The 16,338-nt window shown below is 63.5% G+C and carries 16 protein-coding genes and 1 riboswitch; of the genes, 9 read left to right on the forward strand and 7 right to left on the reverse strand.

Annotated elements, in window-relative coordinates:
- The first annotated feature begins 189 nt into the window (after positions 1 to 189).
- Both cobT and AC0L2M_RS25180 read left to right on the forward strand, forming a co-directional pair.
- Entirely contained in the window at positions 190 to 2,088 is a 1,899-nt protein-coding gene (gene cobT / locus AC0L2M_RS25175; RefSeq protein WP_473536195.1) for a cobaltochelatase subunit CobT, read from the forward strand.
- Complete coding sequence (locus tag AC0L2M_RS25180) at positions 2,085 to 3,116, forward strand: esterase-like activity of phytase family protein (protein ID WP_473536196.1); 1,032 nt, start codon at positions 2,085 to 2,087, stop codon at positions 3,114 to 3,116. Before cobT ends, AC0L2M_RS25180 begins: the two co-directional genes overlap by 4 nt.
- 32 nt (positions 3,117 to 3,148) lie before the next feature.
- On the opposite strand, the gene AC0L2M_RS25185 is transcribed toward AC0L2M_RS25180, so the two are convergent.
- The 3 genes from AC0L2M_RS25185 to rpmB all read right to left on the reverse strand — a co-directional run bounded on the left by AC0L2M_RS25185 (position 3,149) and on the right by rpmB (position 5,027).
- On the reverse strand, positions 3,149 to 3,850 hold the full coding sequence (locus AC0L2M_RS25185; protein WP_287346682.1) for a polyamine aminopropyltransferase: 702 nt from the start codon (positions 3,848 to 3,850) through the stop codon (positions 3,149 to 3,151).
- A gap of 62 nt (positions 3,851 to 3,912) precedes the next feature.
- Positions 3,913 to 4,593 carry a queuosine precursor transporter gene (locus AC0L2M_RS25190; RefSeq protein ID WP_287346683.1) on the reverse strand — a complete coding sequence of 227 codons (681 nt, stop codon included), beginning with the start codon at positions 4,591 to 4,593 and terminating at the stop codon, positions 3,913 to 3,915.
- A 137-nt stretch (positions 4,594 to 4,730) separates the two neighbouring features.
- On the reverse strand, positions 4,731 to 5,027 hold the full coding sequence (gene rpmB, locus AC0L2M_RS25195; protein WP_023797188.1) for a 50S ribosomal protein L28: 297 nt from the start codon (positions 5,025 to 5,027) through the stop codon (positions 4,731 to 4,733).
- Between the two features lie 254 nt (positions 5,028 to 5,281).
- Between rpmB and AC0L2M_RS25200 the strand changes: the two genes are divergently transcribed.
- From AC0L2M_RS25200 to AC0L2M_RS25210, 3 genes are read left to right on the forward strand one after another with little or no spacing between them, the layout of a single operon-like run.
- Complete coding sequence (locus AC0L2M_RS25200; RefSeq protein ID WP_027153410.1) at positions 5,282 to 6,070, forward strand: DUF3108 domain-containing protein; 789 nt, start codon at positions 5,282 to 5,284, stop codon at positions 6,068 to 6,070.
- 28 nt (positions 6,071 to 6,098) lie between these two features.
- The gene (gene yddG / locus AC0L2M_RS25205; protein WP_287259210.1) at positions 6,099 to 6,986 is read left to right on the forward strand and encodes an aromatic amino acid exporter YddG; all 888 of its coding nucleotides are present in this window, start codon (positions 6,099 to 6,101) and stop codon (positions 6,984 to 6,986) included.
- Positions 6,986 to 7,654 carry a lysoplasmalogenase family protein gene (locus AC0L2M_RS25210; RefSeq protein WP_287259209.1) on the forward strand — a complete coding sequence of 223 codons (669 nt, stop codon included), beginning with the start codon at positions 6,986 to 6,988 and terminating at the stop codon, positions 7,652 to 7,654. Before yddG ends, AC0L2M_RS25210 begins: the two co-directional genes overlap by 1 nt.
- Here the strand turns inward: AC0L2M_RS25210 and AC0L2M_RS25215 are convergent.
- The gene (locus AC0L2M_RS25215) at positions 7,629 to 8,069 is read right to left on the reverse strand and encodes a cupin domain-containing protein (protein ID WP_287206519.1); all 441 of its coding nucleotides are present in this window, start codon (positions 8,067 to 8,069) and stop codon (positions 7,629 to 7,631) included. The genes AC0L2M_RS25210 and AC0L2M_RS25215 overlap by 26 nt on opposite strands.
- 40 nt (positions 8,070 to 8,109) lie before the next feature.
- Entirely contained in the window at positions 8,110 to 8,877 is a 768-nt protein-coding gene (gene gloB, locus AC0L2M_RS25220) for a hydroxyacylglutathione hydrolase (protein WP_287259207.1), read from the reverse strand.
- Positions 8,878 to 9,197: 320 nt separating this feature from the next.
- On the opposite strand from gloB, the gene AC0L2M_RS25225 reads away from it, so the two are divergent.
- From AC0L2M_RS25225 to AC0L2M_RS25235, 3 genes are all read left to right on the forward strand, one after another.
- Positions 9,198 to 9,974: a class I SAM-dependent methyltransferase gene (locus AC0L2M_RS25225; protein ID WP_023797194.1), complete on the forward strand. Its 777-nt coding sequence runs from the start codon at positions 9,198 to 9,200 to the stop codon at positions 9,972 to 9,974.
- A 115-nt stretch (positions 9,975 to 10,089) separates the two neighbouring features.
- A complete protein-coding gene (locus AC0L2M_RS25230) occupies positions 10,090 to 11,916 on the forward strand; it encodes an ABC transporter ATP-binding protein/permease (protein ID WP_473536197.1) in 1,827 nt (608 codons plus the stop codon).
- Between the two features lie 194 nt (positions 11,917 to 12,110).
- A complete protein-coding gene (locus AC0L2M_RS25235) occupies positions 12,111 to 12,881 on the forward strand; it encodes a DUF1194 domain-containing protein (RefSeq protein WP_473536198.1) in 771 nt (256 codons plus the stop codon).
- Between the two features lie 71 nt (positions 12,882 to 12,952).
- Here the strand turns inward: AC0L2M_RS25235 and metW are convergent, their stop codons facing one another.
- Both metW and metX read right to left on the reverse strand, forming a co-directional pair.
- Positions 12,953 to 13,567: a methionine biosynthesis protein MetW gene (gene metW, locus AC0L2M_RS25240; protein WP_473536238.1), complete on the reverse strand. Its 615-nt coding sequence runs from the start codon at positions 13,565 to 13,567 to the stop codon at positions 12,953 to 12,955.
- A gap of 115 nt (positions 13,568 to 13,682) precedes the next feature.
- Positions 13,683 to 14,852 carry a homoserine O-acetyltransferase MetX gene (gene metX, locus AC0L2M_RS25245; protein WP_095493438.1) on the reverse strand — a complete coding sequence of 390 codons (1,170 nt, stop codon included), beginning with the start codon at positions 14,850 to 14,852 and terminating at the stop codon, positions 13,683 to 13,685.
- A 120-nt stretch (positions 14,853 to 14,972) separates the two neighbouring features.
- Positions 14,973 to 15,050: riboswitch (SAM riboswitch) on the reverse strand.
- Positions 15,051 to 15,222: 172 nt separating this feature from the next.
- On the opposite strand from metX, the gene hisC reads away from it, so the two are divergent.
- Entirely contained in the window at positions 15,223 to 16,332 is a 1,110-nt protein-coding gene (hisC, locus tag AC0L2M_RS25250; RefSeq protein WP_473536199.1) for a histidinol-phosphate transaminase, read from the forward strand.
- Positions 16,333 to 16,338: the final 6 nt, after the last annotated feature.

Genomic DNA, 16,338 nt, shown 5'->3' on the forward strand with positions numbered 1-16,338 from the left:
AGCGCCGCAAACTTTGTTTTGGGCTAACCTTGGCTCTTAAACGCCCCAACGTTTTTCGCAAACGGTCGGGCCCAACCGCGCCGCGCGCCAATTTGCCCGCGCGACGGACGCTGTAGAACTTTGATTTCGCGCATGATCCTTTCCGAAAATCGTTTCCGATTTTCGGGGTCATGCGTCGGGGAATGATCGATGGCGGGTCCGGGCGACAACACGCGTAACAAGTCGAAGACGGGGTCTGAAGCCGACAGCTTCAAGCGCGCCGTCACCGTCTGCATGCGCGCGATTGCCGGCGACAAGGACCTCGAGGTCGGTTTCGCCAAGGATCGGCCGGCGCTCGCCGGCAGCCGCGCCCGGTTGCCTGAACTGCCGAAGAAAGCCTCGAAGGCCGACATCGCCATCACCCGAGGGCTCGGCGATTCCATGGCGCTGAAGCGCGCCTGCCACGACACGCGCATCCACACCAGGCTGGCGCCGGAGGGCAAACAGGCCCGCGCCATCTACGATGCGGTCGAGCAGGCCCGCGTCGAAGCGATCGGCTCGCGCGCCATGCAGGGTGTGGCCAACAATATCGGCTCGATGCTCGAGGACAAATACGCCAGGGCCAACCTCATCGATGTCAAGGACAAGGCCGATGCGCCGATCGAGGAAGCGCTGGCCCTGATGGTGCGCGAAAAGCTGACCGGCCGCGCCGTGCCGAAGAGCGGCGAGCGGCTGGTCGACCTCTGGCGCCCTTGGGTCGAGGAGAAGGCAAGTGCCGATCTCGACGGACTGTCGGCAAAGCTCGACGACCAGCAGGCCTTCGCCCGTGTCGTGCGCGAGATGCTGGCTTCCATGGAAATGGCCGAGGAACTCGGTGACGACCAGGAGACCGAAGACTCCGAAGACAACGATGAAAACCAGCCGCAAGGCGAGGACCAGAGCGAGGAGGGCGGCGAAGACGATTCCGGCTCCCAGCAGTCGCAGTCGGACGATACCGAGGCGTCGTCCGACGACGAGCAATCGGCCGAGATGGAGGCATCCGATGCTACCGCCGACGACCTGTCCGACGATGACGACGCCGATGCCGAGACGCCCGGCGAGGCGCGCCGCAACGACAATCCCTTCACCAATCTGTCGAAGGACATCGATTATAAGGTCTTCACCACCGCCTTCGACGAGACGGTGGGTGCGGAGGATCTGTGCGAAGAGGAAGAGCTGGATCGGCTGCGCGCCTTCCTCGACAAGCAGCTTGCCAACCTGTCCGGCGTCGTCGGCCGGCTGGCCAACCGGCTGCAGCGCCGCCTGATGGCGCAGCAGAACCGGTCCTGGGATTTCGATCTCGAAGAGGGTTATCTCGATCCGGCGCGGCTGGTGCGCGTCGTCATCGACCCGATGCAGCCGCTGTCCTTCAAGCAGGAGCGCGACACCAAATTCCGCGACACGGTGGTGACGCTGGTGCTCGACAATTCGGGCTCGATGCGCGGCCGGCCGATCACCGTCGCCGCCACCTGCGCCGACATTCTGGCGCGCACGCTGGAACGCTGCGGCGTCTCGGTCGAGATCCTCGGCTTCACCACCCGCGCCTGGAAGGGCGGGCAGGCACGCGAGAAATGGCTGAAGGAAGGCAAGCCGCCAAATCCTGGGCGGCTCAACGATCTGCGCCACATCATCTACAAATCCGCCGACCATCCATGGCGGCGGGCGCGGCGCAATCTCGGCCTGATGATGCGCGAGGGCCTGCTCAAGGAAAACATCGACGGTGAGGCGCTGCTGTGGGCGCACAACCGCCTGATCGCCCGGCCGGAGCAGCGCAAGATCCTGATGATGATCTCGGACGGCGCGCCGGTCGACGATTCGACGCTGTCGGTCAATCCGGGCAACTATCTCGAACGGCATCTTCGGGCCGTCATCGAACTGATCGAGACGCGCTCGCCGGTCGAGCTCCTGGCCATCGGCATTGGCCACGACGTTACCCGCTACTATCGCCGCGCCGTCACCATCGTCGATGCCGAGGAACTGGCGGGCGCCATGACCGAGCAACTGGCCTCGCTGTTTGGCGAGGAAAGCATGCGCGACACGCGACGCGGCGGCATGCGGCGCGCCGGATGATTGTTTCGCGGGGCGGCTTTCGGCAGACGCTTTTCGCCGCCACAGCCCTGTTCGTTGCCGGCATCGCCTTGCCGCCTCCCATCGCTGCCGGCACCGCTTCGGTCGAGCCGATCGAAATCTCGGCACGGCTGATAGACCGGTTTCATATCGGCGGTGACGAAAAGCGGTTCGGCCCGCTCGAATTCGTCGGCGGGCTGGAAATGACCTCGCCGTCACGCGATTTCGGCGCGCTGTCGGCGTTTCGTTTCCGCAAGCCCGGCAGTGATTTCATCGGCGTCGCCGACACCGGTTTCTGGTTCTTCGGCACCATCACCCATGATGCCGACAAGCGCCCATCCGGCATCCGGAATTTCCGTATGCAGCAGATGGCCGACGAGGCGGGCCAGCTGATCGCCGAGAAATGGGAGGTCGACACCGAAGGCCTTGCGCTCAAGGACGGCATTGCCACAGTCGGCTTCGAGCACGATCACCGCATTGCACAGTTCAAGATCGAACCGGGCGACATGAAGCCGCCGTTCAGGCAGCTCGACTTCCTGATTCCAGCCTGGGAGCTTCGCCGCAATCGCGGCTTTGAGACCGTCACCCACGCCAATCCTGACGGCCAGCACCAAGGCGGGCTGGTCGTGGTCTCGGAAAAGAGCCTCGACAAGGCAGGCAACATCTATGCGGCCGTTATCGAAGGGCCGCACAAGGGCGTCTTCACTGTCAAGCGCAACGGCAATTTCGACATTGCCGACGGCGCCTTCCTGCCGGACGGCGACCTCTTGCTTTTGGAGCGCAGCTTTTCGATGGCCGGCGGCGTCAAGATGCGGCTGCGGCGCATCTATGGCGAAAGCGTCGAGAAGGGCGCGGTTGCCGACGGGCCGATGCTGATGGAAGCCGACATGGGCTACCAGATCGACAATATGGAAGGGCTCGACGTCTGGACCCGCGACGACGGCGCGCTGATGGTGTCGCTGGTCTCGGACGACAACCACTCGATGCTACAGCGTAATCTGTATCTGGAATTTGTGCTGCACGAGGATTGAGAGGCGGTCGGCAAAGGACGGCCGATAACAAGCTACAGCTTGGCGCCGGTTGCAGCAGGCCGGGGTCCGTTGGTCGCGATCCAGATGATTTGGCGTGCGCCGCGCTTGCCATTGGCTCGCACCTTGGCCTCCTCGACCGCGAAGCCCGCCTGCTTGAGCCGGCGGGTAAAACCGCTGTCGGGTCCCTGCGACCAGACCGCCAGCACGCCGCCGGGCTTGAGCGCTGCTCTCGCGCTGATCAGCCCGGCTATACTGTAAAGAGCATCGTTGGCCCTGTGGACGATCCCTTCCGGCCCATTGTCGACGTCGAGCAGGATGGCATCCCAAGCCGAGGCTTCCGATCGTATGATCTGCCCGACATCCGCCTCGCGAATGGTCACGCGCGGATCGTCGAGACAGCCGCCGAACAGCGAGGCCATCGGGCCGCGCGCCCACGCCACCACGGCGGGCACCAATTCGGCGACAACGATACCGGCAGCGGCGCCAAGCTCGGCGAGCGCGGCGCGCAGCGTGAAACCCATGCCCAGCCCGCCGATCAGGATTTTCGGCTGCCTGCGGCCGGCAATCCTTTGGCAGGACAGCCTCGCAAGCGCTTCCTCAGAACCGCTGAGGCGACTGTTCATCAGCTCGTTCGAGCCGAGCATGATCGAGAATTCGGCGCCGCGTTGTTTCAGGCGGAGCTCATGGTCGCCGTCAGGCGCTTTCGCGGTATCGAGTTGGACCCATGGGATCATGCTTGAGAACCTGTGAGCATGATCTTTTCCGAAAACCGGTTCCCACTTTCAGGGATCATGCTCTATGCCGCCAGTGCCGGCTGGCTCCAGCGGGCGGCAAGCAGCCGGTAGGGGATCAGCGCCACCACGGCGATGATCAGCTTCACGCCGAGGTCGCCGAGCGCCCATGACACCCAGCGCATGGCCTCGACCGGCAGCACGCCGATCAGCGGCGCGGTTTCGAGCGCAAAGCCATCGTTCGGGCCAGCGAAGGCGAAAGCCGCCGAAAAGGCGACCGTGAAGAACACGGCGGTGTCGAACACCGAGCCGACCAGCGTGCCGACGATCGGCGCCCGCCACCAGCTCTGCCGGCGCAACCGGTTGAACACGGTCACGTCGAGCAGCTGCGCGATCAGGAACGCGGTGCCGGAAGCCGCCGCAATGCGCACCAGCCGGTCGGCGGCCGTTTCGAATTCGATCAGGCCGTAGCGGAACAGCAAGGGCGGGATGACGACCGAGCAGATCACTGCCGCCGTGAAGCCGACAAACACGATCCGGCGCGCCACAGCCGGGCCGTAGCGGCGATTGGCAAGGTCGGTGACCAGGAAGGAGAACGGGTAGGTGAAGGCGCCCCAGGTCAGAATGTCGGCCAGCGACAGGCCGCCGACTGCACCCTGCAGCGGGAACTGCACGAGGACGTTCGACGCCACCACGACAAGCGCCATGGCCGCAACAAAGGGCAGATATCGGGAGAAAAAGCTCATTTTTTTATCCTGGGTAATGGAACCAGCGGGGTGTCATGCCGAGTTCGGACGACACTCCATTGCTGTTTGGCCATCGGATTTCTCCGAAAACCGCTTCGCACTTTTCGGTCCGATGCCGAAGGCGGCTGCCTGAAAAATTAAGCGGCCGGCTGTTCGGCGAGCTTCTTGGCGATCTGCTTCTTCAGCAGCCGCGCGCGCTGCGACAGCTCCTTGGCGTCGGCCTTGGCCAGGAACGCATCAAGGCCGCCGCGATGCTCGACCGAACGCAGCGCGTTGGCCGAAATGCGCAGGCGCACATTCTGGTTCAGCGCTTCCGAGATCAGCGTCACATTGACGAGATTGGGCAGGAAGCGACGCTTGCTCTTGTTATTGGCGTGGCTCACATTGTTGCCGGACATGACTGCCTTGGCAGTGAGTTCGCAGGTGCGGGACATGGTTCTAAACCTTCAGTTCTCGGTCTGGCCAAACATTCAACCCGCGCCGGGTGGCGCGCGGTTTCGGTCAGGCGGCCTTATGGAAAAAGTTGGCGTTCCATAGTTGCATTTCGGCGATGCGTCAAGCTCCGGCTTGCGCCCGGGTGTGACGACGTCTTTCACATAAAGGCCGAAATTCAGTCTATAAGCGGTCGCACAAGGAGATGCCAGGCTGGAGTTGCGCGCTTCTGCTGAAATCGAGGATCGATCCCGCCATGCTTCGTTCGTCTCATGCTCTCCTTGCATCGCTCGCCGTGGCGCTGCCGACGGCAATTTCTGCCGCCACGCAACAATCCTTCAAGGGCGAGTATACGGTTTCGGTCCACGGCTTCTCGGTCGCCAAGGCAAGCTTTTCCAGCAGTTACGAAGGCGATACCTATTCGATCGAAGGCAGCGTCTCCAGCGCCGGCCTCGCCACAATATTCGACGACACGCGTGGCACGGTCTCGTCGAAGGGCAAGATTTTGGGCAAGCAATTGCAGCCGCAGGCGTTCCGCGCCGACTACAAATCGGGCGACAAGGCATCGATGATCGATATCCAGTTCGCCAACGGCACTGTTACCGCGACCAAGGTCGTGCCTGCGCCGAAGAAGCGCAATTCCAAGAAATGGATACCGCTGGCCGCCAGCCATCTCGCCTCGGTGCTCGATCCGATGGCCGCCACCGTCATCCATGCCGATAGTCTCGACAAGGTCTGCGGGCGCACGGTGAAGCTCTATGACGGCGAGATGCGCGCCGATCTCAGGCTGACCTACGAGTCGAAAGGCTCGACGTCGGTGCGCGGCTACGAGGGCGATACCGTCACTTGCCGGCTGGATTTTGAGCCGGTGGCGGGTTATCGCAAGAACCGCAAATCCCTGGATTACCTGAGGAAGCGCAGCCGCATCATGGTGACGTTTGCACCGGTCGGCCAAACCGGCGTATATGCGCCGATCCACGCCACGGTCGGCACGAAAATCGGCACCCTCACCGTCAGCGCGGAGCGGTTCGAAGCGACAGAATAGGCGCGATCGCGCGCCGCCGGAGACGGACATGGGGCGCGCAACACTGATCGGCTTCTCGGCGGTCGCCATGTGGGCGCTGCTGGCGCTGCTCACGGACGCTTCCGGCGCGGTGCCGCCATTCCTGCTCTCGGCGATCACCTTCACGATCGGCACTGGCGTCGGGCTCGTCGCGCGGCTGTTCATGCCGGCCACCGCCGGGAGCGAGAAGATACCGCCGCAAGTTTGGCTGATCGGCATTGCCGGCCTGTTCGGCTATCACTTCTTCTATTTCACTGCGCTGCGCAACGCGCCGGCGGTGGAGGCGAGCCTCATCGCCTATCTGTGGCCGCTGCTGATCGTGCTCGGATCGGCGCTGATGCCGGGCGAGCGGCTGGCCTGGAACCATGTCGCCGGCGCACTGCTTGGCCTTGCCGGCACTTTTCTGATCGTCACCAAGGGCGGCGGGCTTGCCTTCGACGCGCGCTATGCATTCGGCTATGCGATGGCCGGCGTCTGCGCCGTGCTGTGGTCGTCCTATTCGCTGTTGTCGCGCCGCTTTCCGTCGGTGCCGACCAGCATCGTCACCTGGTTCTGTGCGGCCACGGCAGCGCTTTCGCTTGTCTGCCATCTGATGCTGGAAGAAACGGTGCTGCCTGTCGGCGCCGGCCAATGGCTGGCCGTGCTCGGCCTCGGGCTAATGCCGGTGGGCGCTGCCTTCTATGCCTGGGATATCGGCGTCAAGCGCGGCAACATCCAGGTGCTGGGCGCGGCAAGCTATGCCGCGCCGCTGATGTCGACGCTGGTGCTGATATCAGCCGGTTTCGCCGAACCGTCCCTGCGCATCCTCGCCGCCTGCGTGCTGATCACCGGCGGCGCAGCGCTTGCGGCGAAATCGCTGTTCTTGCGCAAGAGGGCTGCGAGCGAGGCAGGGGCGTGATGCCGTTTCCCGGCGGCATCGACGCCGACGCCAATGCGACGCTGCTGTTTTCGCTGGCCGCCGCGGTGATCTACGCCTTCACCATCGACATGCCGCCGAAGCTTGCGCGTTCCGCGGTCAAGACGCTGGCGGTGGCAATGCTCGCCGTGCTGGCGTCGCTGCAGGGCGGTCCGTGGCTGCTCATCGCTGCGCTGGCGCTCAGTGCTATCGGCGATGCGTTGCTGTCGCGCGACGGTGAAAAGGTTTTTGTCGGCGGGCTGGCCAGTTTTCTCGTGGCGCATGGGCTTTACATCGCGCTGTTCCTGCGCTCCGGCGAGGGGGTCCGGCTGCTCTCGGCCGAGCCGTGGCGCGCGGCGATTGCCGGGGCAATGGCCGTGTTCGCGCTCACCATGCATTTTGCGCTCTGGCGTCGTGTCGGCCCCGCCCTGCGCCTTCCGATCAGCGTCTATATCGCGACAATTTTTTTCATGGGCATTTCGGCTCTCACTCTGAGCAATCTCTGGGTCGTCGGCGGCGCCGTGCTGTTCATGGCGTCCGACGGGCTGCTCGCCGCGGAAAAGTTCCTGCTGACCGCTATCTCGCCGCACCGTATCTGGATGCGCCACGCGGTCTGGATGCTGTATTATGCCGCCCAGCTGGCGATCACGATGGGCTTCCTGCTGGATTAGGACTCCAGCCCGGTTCGGCCAGCTCGAAGGCGGCGAAATCGAAGCCCGGCGCCACGGTGCAGCCGGCCAGCGTCCACTCGCCCAAGCTGCGCGCCGACTGCCACCAGCCTGCCGGCACAACGATCTGCGGCCGCTCGCCCGCCGCCAGTGCCGTGCCGAGCACCTGCTCGATCACCGGCCCGTTTTCCCGATGCATCGACAGTGCCAACGGGGCGCCGGCATAGAAATGCCAGACCTCGGCGGCGTCCTTGACGCGGTGCCAGGCCGACACTTGCTCCTGCTCCAAAAGGAAATAGATCGCGGTCGAATGGCCGCGAGCGCCTTCCGCGCCATCGCGAAAGGTCTCGGCATACCAGCCGCCTTCCGGATGCGGTTTCAGGCCGAGCGCCGCGATGATTTCGGCGGAACTGGTCATTATTTCCAGCACATCATGGATGCCAGACCATCAACGGTGCTCAGAAATTATCCTTGCGCTTGCGAATTTCGGCGAACACTTCGGCGTCGGAGGCGTTCTCCATGCCGAGATGCTTTCGGATTGCCGGATCGTGCCAGCGTAGGAACGGATTGGTCGACAGCTCCTCGCCGATGGTGGTCGGCAGCGTCGGCTTGCCGTCGGCGCGCAGCGCCTCGATTTTCGCAGCGCGCTCCTTCAACGCCGAATTGGTCGGGTCGACGGTCAGCGCGAAGCGGGCGTTGGAAAGCGTGTATTCATGGCCGCAATAGACGACCGTCTCGGCCGGAAGCGCCGCGAGCTTCTTCAACGAATCGTACATCACCGGCGGCTTGCACTCGAACAGCCGGCCGCAGCCGAGCGCGAACAGCGTGTCGGCGGTAAACGCCACTTTCGACGCCGGCAGATGATAGGAGACATGGCCCGCCGTGTGGCCGGGCGTGGCGATCACGTCGATCCTCTCCTCGCCGAGGTGGATAACCGAACCCTGCTCGACGGTTTCGTCGATGCCGGGAATCTTGGCCCGTTCCGCCTCCGGTCCGACGATGCGCAGCTTGAACCGTTCCTTTAACGCCAGATTGGCCTCGACATGATCGACATGGTGATGCGTGGTCAGGATCATCGTCGGCGTCCAGCCGGTGCGCTCGATCGCGGCCAGGATCGGCGCCTCCTCGGGCGCGTCGATGATCGCGGTCTGGCCGCTTTTCGGGTCATGCACCAGCACACCGAAATTGTCGCTGCGGCACATGAATTGTTCGATTTCAACCGGCATCGCATCTCTCCACTGGAGCGGTTCATCGTTTCACGGAAGCGCCGAACCGCTCTATCTCTTTGTTTTGCGCAATTCCGGACGGAAAACCGTTTCACACTTTTCCTGGAATTGCTCTAGAGCGCCGCGCGTCCAGTTGGACGCACAAAGGACGCTTCTGACACTTTTCACCTGCTGCATCGTGTCTTCCGAAATCAAAACCGATTTCTTGCCGATGCAGCAGTCGCCGCAGACATAGGGCGCTTGCCCGCGAATGTCATCCGTCTTTGTAGAACTGGGCGCCTTTGTTGAACTTGGACAGCATCGAAGATAGCGTGCCGCGCATGCATTCCGATATCGTCGACCTTCGCTCCTTTTATTCGACCACGCTCGGGCGATTGGCCGAACGCTCGATCACCATGGCGTTGTCCTCGATATGGGCTGTCGTGCCCAATGAGCGGCTGGTCGGCCTCGGCTACACCTTGCCGTGGCTGGAGCGGTTCGGCACCGATGCCGAACGTGTCTTTGCCTTCATGCCGGCAACGCAAGGCGCGGTGGTCTGGCCGGCCACCGGGCCGACCGCGACCGCGCTGGTCTTCGATGAGGAATTGCCGTTGGTCGATGCCTCCATCGACCGCATGCTGCTCGTCCATTCACTCGAACATGCCGAGAACCCGCGCGAGACGCTGAACGAAATCTGGCGGGTGCTGTCGCCCGCCGGCCGCGTCGTCATCGTCGTGCCCAACCGGCGCGGTGTCTGGGCCCGTTTCGAGCATACGCCGTTCGGCAGCGGCCGGCCTTTCTCGCGCGGCCAACTCACCGAATTGCTGCGCGAAGCGAATTTCACGCCCGCGGCCTGGTCCGACGCACTGTTCTTCCCGCCATCGCGGCGACGCTTCATGATGCGGTTCCACAATGTGCTGGAGCGCGCCGGCCGCAGGTTCTGGCCGATCTTTTCCGGCGTCATCGTCGTCGAGGCGCAGAAGCGGCTCTATCAGGGTGTGCCGGTCGTCCAGCGCGCCTCTCGCCGCGTCTTCGTGCCGGTTTTCTCGCCGCATGGGGCCACAAGGCTCGGCCGGATATCGCCGACCGGGAACGCGCCGTCGCCGGGCCGTCGATGACGTTTTCGTGATCGGAATCGCGCTTTTTCCCACCTATCTGTCGTGGGCGGGTTTGCTACCCGATTGAGTCGACTTGTTCACCGGTTTCAGCACCGCTTGCGAAGGGTCTTCATCAATGGCCGATCATCCGGATTTCGAGGCCAGCGCCAAGCCGATTGCCGCGTCGGTCGAAGCCAGCAGCCTGCGCGACCAACTGGCGACAATCAGGCTGGCGCTGGCGAAGTCGCCGATCCGCAAACAACTGCTCTGGGCTTGCCTCGGCATCGTCGCCGTCATTGTGGCAACCTCGATCGGGCAGGTTCTGCTCAATCGTTGGAACGAGCCCTTTTACGACGCGCTGGCTCGGCGCGATATGCAGGGTTTCCTGCACCAGCTTCTGGTGTTTGCCGCCATCGCCGGCGGGCTTGTGGTGCTCAATGTCGGCCAGACCTGGCTCGACCAGACGATCCGGCTGAAGCTGCGTGAGGCGTTGACCCTCGATCTGATCGGTGAATGGATGCGGCCGGCGCGGGCTTTCCGGCTCGCCAACGCCGGCGCCATCGGCGTCAACCCCGACCAGCGCCTGCAGCAGGATGCCGGGCATCTCTCCGATCTTTCTACAGGTCTCGGCATAGGGCTATTGCAGTCGTTCATTCTGCTTGTTTCGTTCGTCGGCGTCCTATGGTCGCTGTCTTCCGGCTTCGTCTTCCATGTCGGCGGCTATTCGCTGGCGATTCCGGGCTACATGGTGTGGGCCGCAATCCTCTATGCCGGCACCGCCTCCTGGCTGAGCTGGCTGGTCGGACGGCCGCTCATCCGCTTCAACAGCGACCGCTATACGCGCGAGGCGGAGCTGCGCTCCTCGGTGGTCCGCGTCAACGAGAATGTCGATGCCATCGCGCTTGCGCACGGCGAGGCCGACGCGCGACGGCGGCTTGAGCTCGACCTCGGCACGGTGCTGGGCGCGATACGGCGCATCTACAGCGCCCAGATCAATCTTTCCTGGGTGACCGACACCTATGGCTGGATCACTGTCGTCGCGCCGATCCTCGTCGCCGCGCCGGTCTATTTCGCCGGTGACATCAGCTTCGGCGGGCTGATGATGGCTGTCGGCGCCTTCAACCAGGTGCATTCCTCGTTGCGCTGGTTCATCAACAATATCGGCGGCATCGCCGATTGGCGCGCCACGCTGATGCGCGTCGCCGATTTCCGCATCGCGCTTGCCGAAACGGATGTGCTCCACCATAGCGAGAGGCGCATCGAGTTCGGCGAAAATCCGGACGGCAGGCTGACATTCGACAAGCTCGAAATTGCGTCGCGGGATGGATGCACCAAGCTCGCCGAGCCCCATGTCGAGATCCGCGCCGGCGAGCGCGTCATGATCACCGGAGATCCGCGCGCCGGCAAGACGCTGTTCTTCCGCGCCATTGCCGGTCTGTGGCCGTGGGGAAGCGGGCGGATCGGCATGCCGGCCGGAGAGGTGCCGGCCTTCGTTCCCCGAAAACCCTATTTCCCGCTCGGCACGCTGCGCGAGGTGCTCGACCACGCCGATGCCGCGGTCAGCGACGCCGAGATCTCGGCGGTGCTTGCCGAGGTCGGTCTCGGGCGGCTGTCATCCTCGCTCGACCGGCCGGCGCGCTGGGAGCGCGAATTGAGCGATGACGAGCAGCGCCTGCTTGCCTTTGCCCGGCTGGTCTTGCGGCAGCCGAAATGGGTGATCATCGATGAGGCTTTGGACACGTTCGACGGCGCGACGCTGCGGCGGGTGCTGTCGATGCTGGAGGCGCGTCTTGCCGACGCCGCGATCCTCAATATCGGCCGTGGCCAGCAGAATATTGAATTCTTCCCGCGCTCATTGGCGATCGTGAAAGATTTCGAGCGACCGGCTCTCAAGCCAGTCCGCGTCAGGGCCGGCGCGATCGAACCACCCCCGGCCGTCGCCAAAGCCCACCAACAGGCATAGCCGGCCGTAAGCTTTATTTTGCCGTGATCGCGGCGAAAGATTGCCGGCATCGTTCGGAAGCCTGCGGCGTTGGATTCATGCGACACGCTTTGAGTCTTTGCTTCGATGCTTGTCGTTACCCCAAAGCCGCTGCGCGCTTTTGGGCGACCTGCGTCTGCCTGCTTGCCTGCCTTGCCCGTGCCCAGGCAGCACCTTTGGCCGCGCCTGCCGACACCATTGCCGTGGACGTCGAACTGGTGCTGGCGGTCGACATCTCGCACTCGATGGACGAAAAGGAATTCGCCCTGCAGCGCGCCGGCTATGTCAAGGCGCTGCGCCACCCCGACTTCATCAATGCGGTGCGTTCGGGCGTGAACGGCCGCATTGCGCTGGCCTATTTCGAATGGGCAGGCACCGTCCGCGACGACGCCGTCATTGCCTGGCAGGTCATCGACGATGCCGAGAGCGCCGAGGTATTCGCCGGCAAGATCGAGGCGCGCCCGTTCAGGAGCTTTCGCGGCACCTCGATTTCCAGTGCGCTCGCCTTCGGCGCCAAGCTTTTGGATGGAGCCGCCTTCGACGCGACGCGCAGCGTCATCGACATCTCAGGCGATGGCCCCAACAATATCGGGATGCCCGTCGCCACGACACGCGACGCCGCGATAGCAAAGGGCATCGTCATCAATGGCCTGCCGATCCTGATGAGCCCGTCGCCCAGCTTCAGCCATCTCCACCAATACTATGCCGAGTGCGTCACTGGCGGGCCAGGCTCCTTCGTGCTGCCGGTCTATGCCGCTTCGGAATTCGTGACCGCCATACGCCGCAAGCTGGTCCTCGAGGTCAGCGGTGTTACCGATCCTAATGCCGGTCCCGGGGCCGATCCCGGGTCCGTCCCGGTCGACGCGGCAGCACCGGTCGACTGTTTGCAAGGCGAGCGCGGTCGGCGGTTTTTCTCCGATCCGTATTTTCCGGAACTTGATCGTTAGACCTCGACGAACGGCGATCAGTCCCAGATGTCTCCGGACTCGGGCCGGCTGGCCGAAGCGACGGGTCGCCGTTATCGCTTCAGCAGGAACACCGCCTGCTGGCCAAAGAAATTCCAGAACCACCATGGCATCGACAGGCCGATTTTCTGGCCATTGGCGTCGAGCGCGGTTGCCTTTTCCACCGTTGCGCCGAGCTCTTCGCAGAGATTGACGAAGTCGCGGATGGTGCAGAAATGGATGTTGGGCGTGTCGTACCAGGAATAGGGCAGGTCCTTGGTCACCGGCATCCGCCCTTCGACGAACAGCGAAAGGCGAACCCGCCAGTGGCCGAAATTGGGGAAGGAGACGATGGCGTGGTTGCCGATCCTGAGCAACTCGTCGAGCACCAGCTTCGGGTTGCGGGTCGCCTGCAAGGTCTGCGACAGGACGACGAAATCAAAACCCTTGTCGGGATAGAATTTGAGGTCCTTGTCGGCGTCGCCCTGGATGACGGACAGGCCGCGTGCCACGCATTCGTTGACGCCGCGCTGCGACAGTTCCATCCCACGGCCGTCGACCTGCTTCGTTGCCTGCAGCAATTCGAGCAGCAGGCCATCACCGGAGCCGACGTCCAGCACCCGCGACTGCGGCGGGATGAGATCGGCGACGACTTCGAGGTCGACGCGCTGGGCGTGGTTGACACTCATGATCGTGCCTCTTGACTGGCGCATGACCTTGATCCGAAAAGTCTGCAACTTTTCGGGGCCATGCGCTGATGCCTGGCGCAAGATGCCGGTTCGAACAGGCTGTAATCTTTGGGGGTCATGCGCTGAGCCCCCTGGCGCGGGCCGCCGACGCGATGAAGCCGTTGATGGCGGCGAACAGCTCCGGCTCGTCGAGCAGGAAGGCGTCGTGGCCGCGATCGGTCTCGATCTCGACGAAGGACACCGAGGCGCCGGCCGCGTTCAGCGCGTGAACGACCGAGCGGCTCTCCTCGGTCGGGAACAGCCAGTCGCTGGTGAAGGAGACCAGGCAGAAACGGGTCCTGGTGCCGGCAAAGGCGTCGGCCAGCCGGCCGCCATGATCGGCGGCGAGGTCGAAATAGTCCATCGCCCGGGTCATGTAGAGATAGGAGTTGGCGTCGAAGCGGTCTACGAAGGTCATGCCCTGATGGCGCAGATAGCTCTCAATCTGGAAGTCGGCGTCGAAACCGAAGGTGAGCGCTTCACGGTCCTGCAGGTTGCGGCCAAACTTCCGGTGCAGGGCCGCCTCCGACAGATAGGTGATGTGAGCGGCCATCCGCGCCACAGCCAGTCCCTTTTCCGGGCGCTTGCCCTGCTCGAAATACTTGCCGCCATGCCAGTCGGGATCGGCCATCACCGCTTGCCGGCCGACCTCATGGAAGGCGATGTTCTGCGAGGAATGGCGCGCGCCGGTGGCGATCGGCAGCGCTGAGAAAACGCGCTCCGGATAGCTCGACGCCCATTGCAGCACCTGCATGCCGCCCATCGAGCCGCCGAGCACCGAGAACAGTTTTTCGATGCCGAAATGGTCGACCAGCATCAACTGCGCCCGCACCATGTCGCGGATGGTGATGATCGGCAGGTCGAGCCCGTACGGCTTGCCGGTGGCGGGATTGGTCGAGGCGGGGCCGGTCGAGCCGAGGCAGCCGCCGATGACGTTCGAGCAAATGACGAAGAAGCGGCTGGTGTCGATGATCTTGCCGGGGCCGATCAGCACTTCCCACCAGCCCGGCTTGCCGGTCACTGGATTGGTGCTGGCGACATGCTGGTCGCCGGTCAGTGCATGGCAGACGAGGATGGCGTTGGAGCGGGCGTCGTTGAGCGTGCCGTAGGTCTTGTAGGCGATCTGGAACGGCGACAGCAGCGTGCCGGCATCGAGCTTGAGCGGCTTGTCGGCGCCGAACCGCAACACCGGGCTCGACGGCTCGTCGGCCTCGTTGTTGGTTCTTTTCGTGCGCAGCGCGACCATCGCATCCTCTTACATTAACCCATCGTGTTTTCCGAAAGTCGATTAAGATTTTCGGGTCGATGCGACTGTCCGGCCGGCTGCGGACAACAAAAAAACCGGCATTGCCTTCGCAAAGCCGGTTACAAGATGCAAACGGCCCTTTAGCGAGTTGTTTAACGTGGCTGCAAGCCGACCGGCCAAATCACCACGGGATTTCGCCTTCTTCTAGGACCGGCGCGCCTCGCCGTCAACGGCCAGCCACGCACCGATCATTGCCGCCTCTCGACATTCCAGGCCACGGCTTGTATTTCCGCGGCGGCTTCCAGTGTGGCGGATCCGAAATTCGCATCGCGTTGGAGCAGCGGAAGCGTTCTCGACGGATTTTTGCAATATGAACCAAGTATCGGATCAGGCACGTCCAACGCCCCGCGCGGGGATCATGGACATCGAAGCCTATGTGCCGGGCAAAAGCACGGCGCCGGCCGGCGTTGCCAAGGTCCACAAATTGTCGTCGAACGAGAACCCGCTCGGCCCCTCGCCGAAAGCAATAGAAGCCGCGCGCGACGTCGCGGCCAAGCTCGACATATATCCCGACGGCACCGCCAGGCGCCTGCGGGAGGCGATCGCCGAGGTGCATGGCCTCAACCCGGCGAACATAGTTTGTTCCAATGGTTCCGACGAGATTCTGGGCCTGCTTGCGCAGACCTATCTCGCGCCGGGCGACGAGGCTGTGATCACCGAACACGGATTCATGGTCTACAAGATCTACATCCAGTCGGCAGGTGCTGTCCCGGTCTCGGTCAAGGAAACCAAGGAGCGCGCCGACGTCGATGCGATCCTCGCTGCGGTGACGCCGCGTACGCGGATCATTTTCCTCGCCAATCCCAACAACCCAACCGGCACCTATTTGCCGTTCCAGGAGGTGCGCCGCCTGCATGCTGGCCTGCCTCGAAACGTGCTTCTGGTGCTGGATGCAGCCTATGCCGAATATGTCCACCGCAACGATTATGAAGCCGGCGTCGAACTGGTGGCTGGTGCGGAAAACGTGGTTATGACCCGCACCTTCTCCAAGCTCGGCCTTGGCGGTGCGCGGATCGGCTGGATGTACGCGCCGATGCATGTCATCGATGCGATCAACCGGGTGCGGGGTCCCTTCAACGTCAACGCGACGGCAATCGAGGCCGGCATTGCCGCGATCCGCGACCGCGCCCATGTCGAGCGAAGCGTGGCGCATAACGCGACCTGGCTGACCTGGGTCAGCGAGGAATTGACCAGGCTCGGACTGCGGGTGACGCCGAGCGTCGGCAATTTCGTCCTCATCCACTTTCCCGAGGACAAAAAACATTCTGCGGCAGCCGCGGACGATTACCTCTGTGCGCGCGGCTACATATTGCGGCGCGTTTCCGGTTACGGCTTCCCAAATGCGCTGCGCATGAGCATCGGCACCGAAGAGGCCAATCGCGGCGTTGTCGCCGCCCTCGCGACATTTCTGAAAAGCTAGAACACC

Source organism: Mesorhizobium sp. WSM4806, from assembly GCF_055811635.1.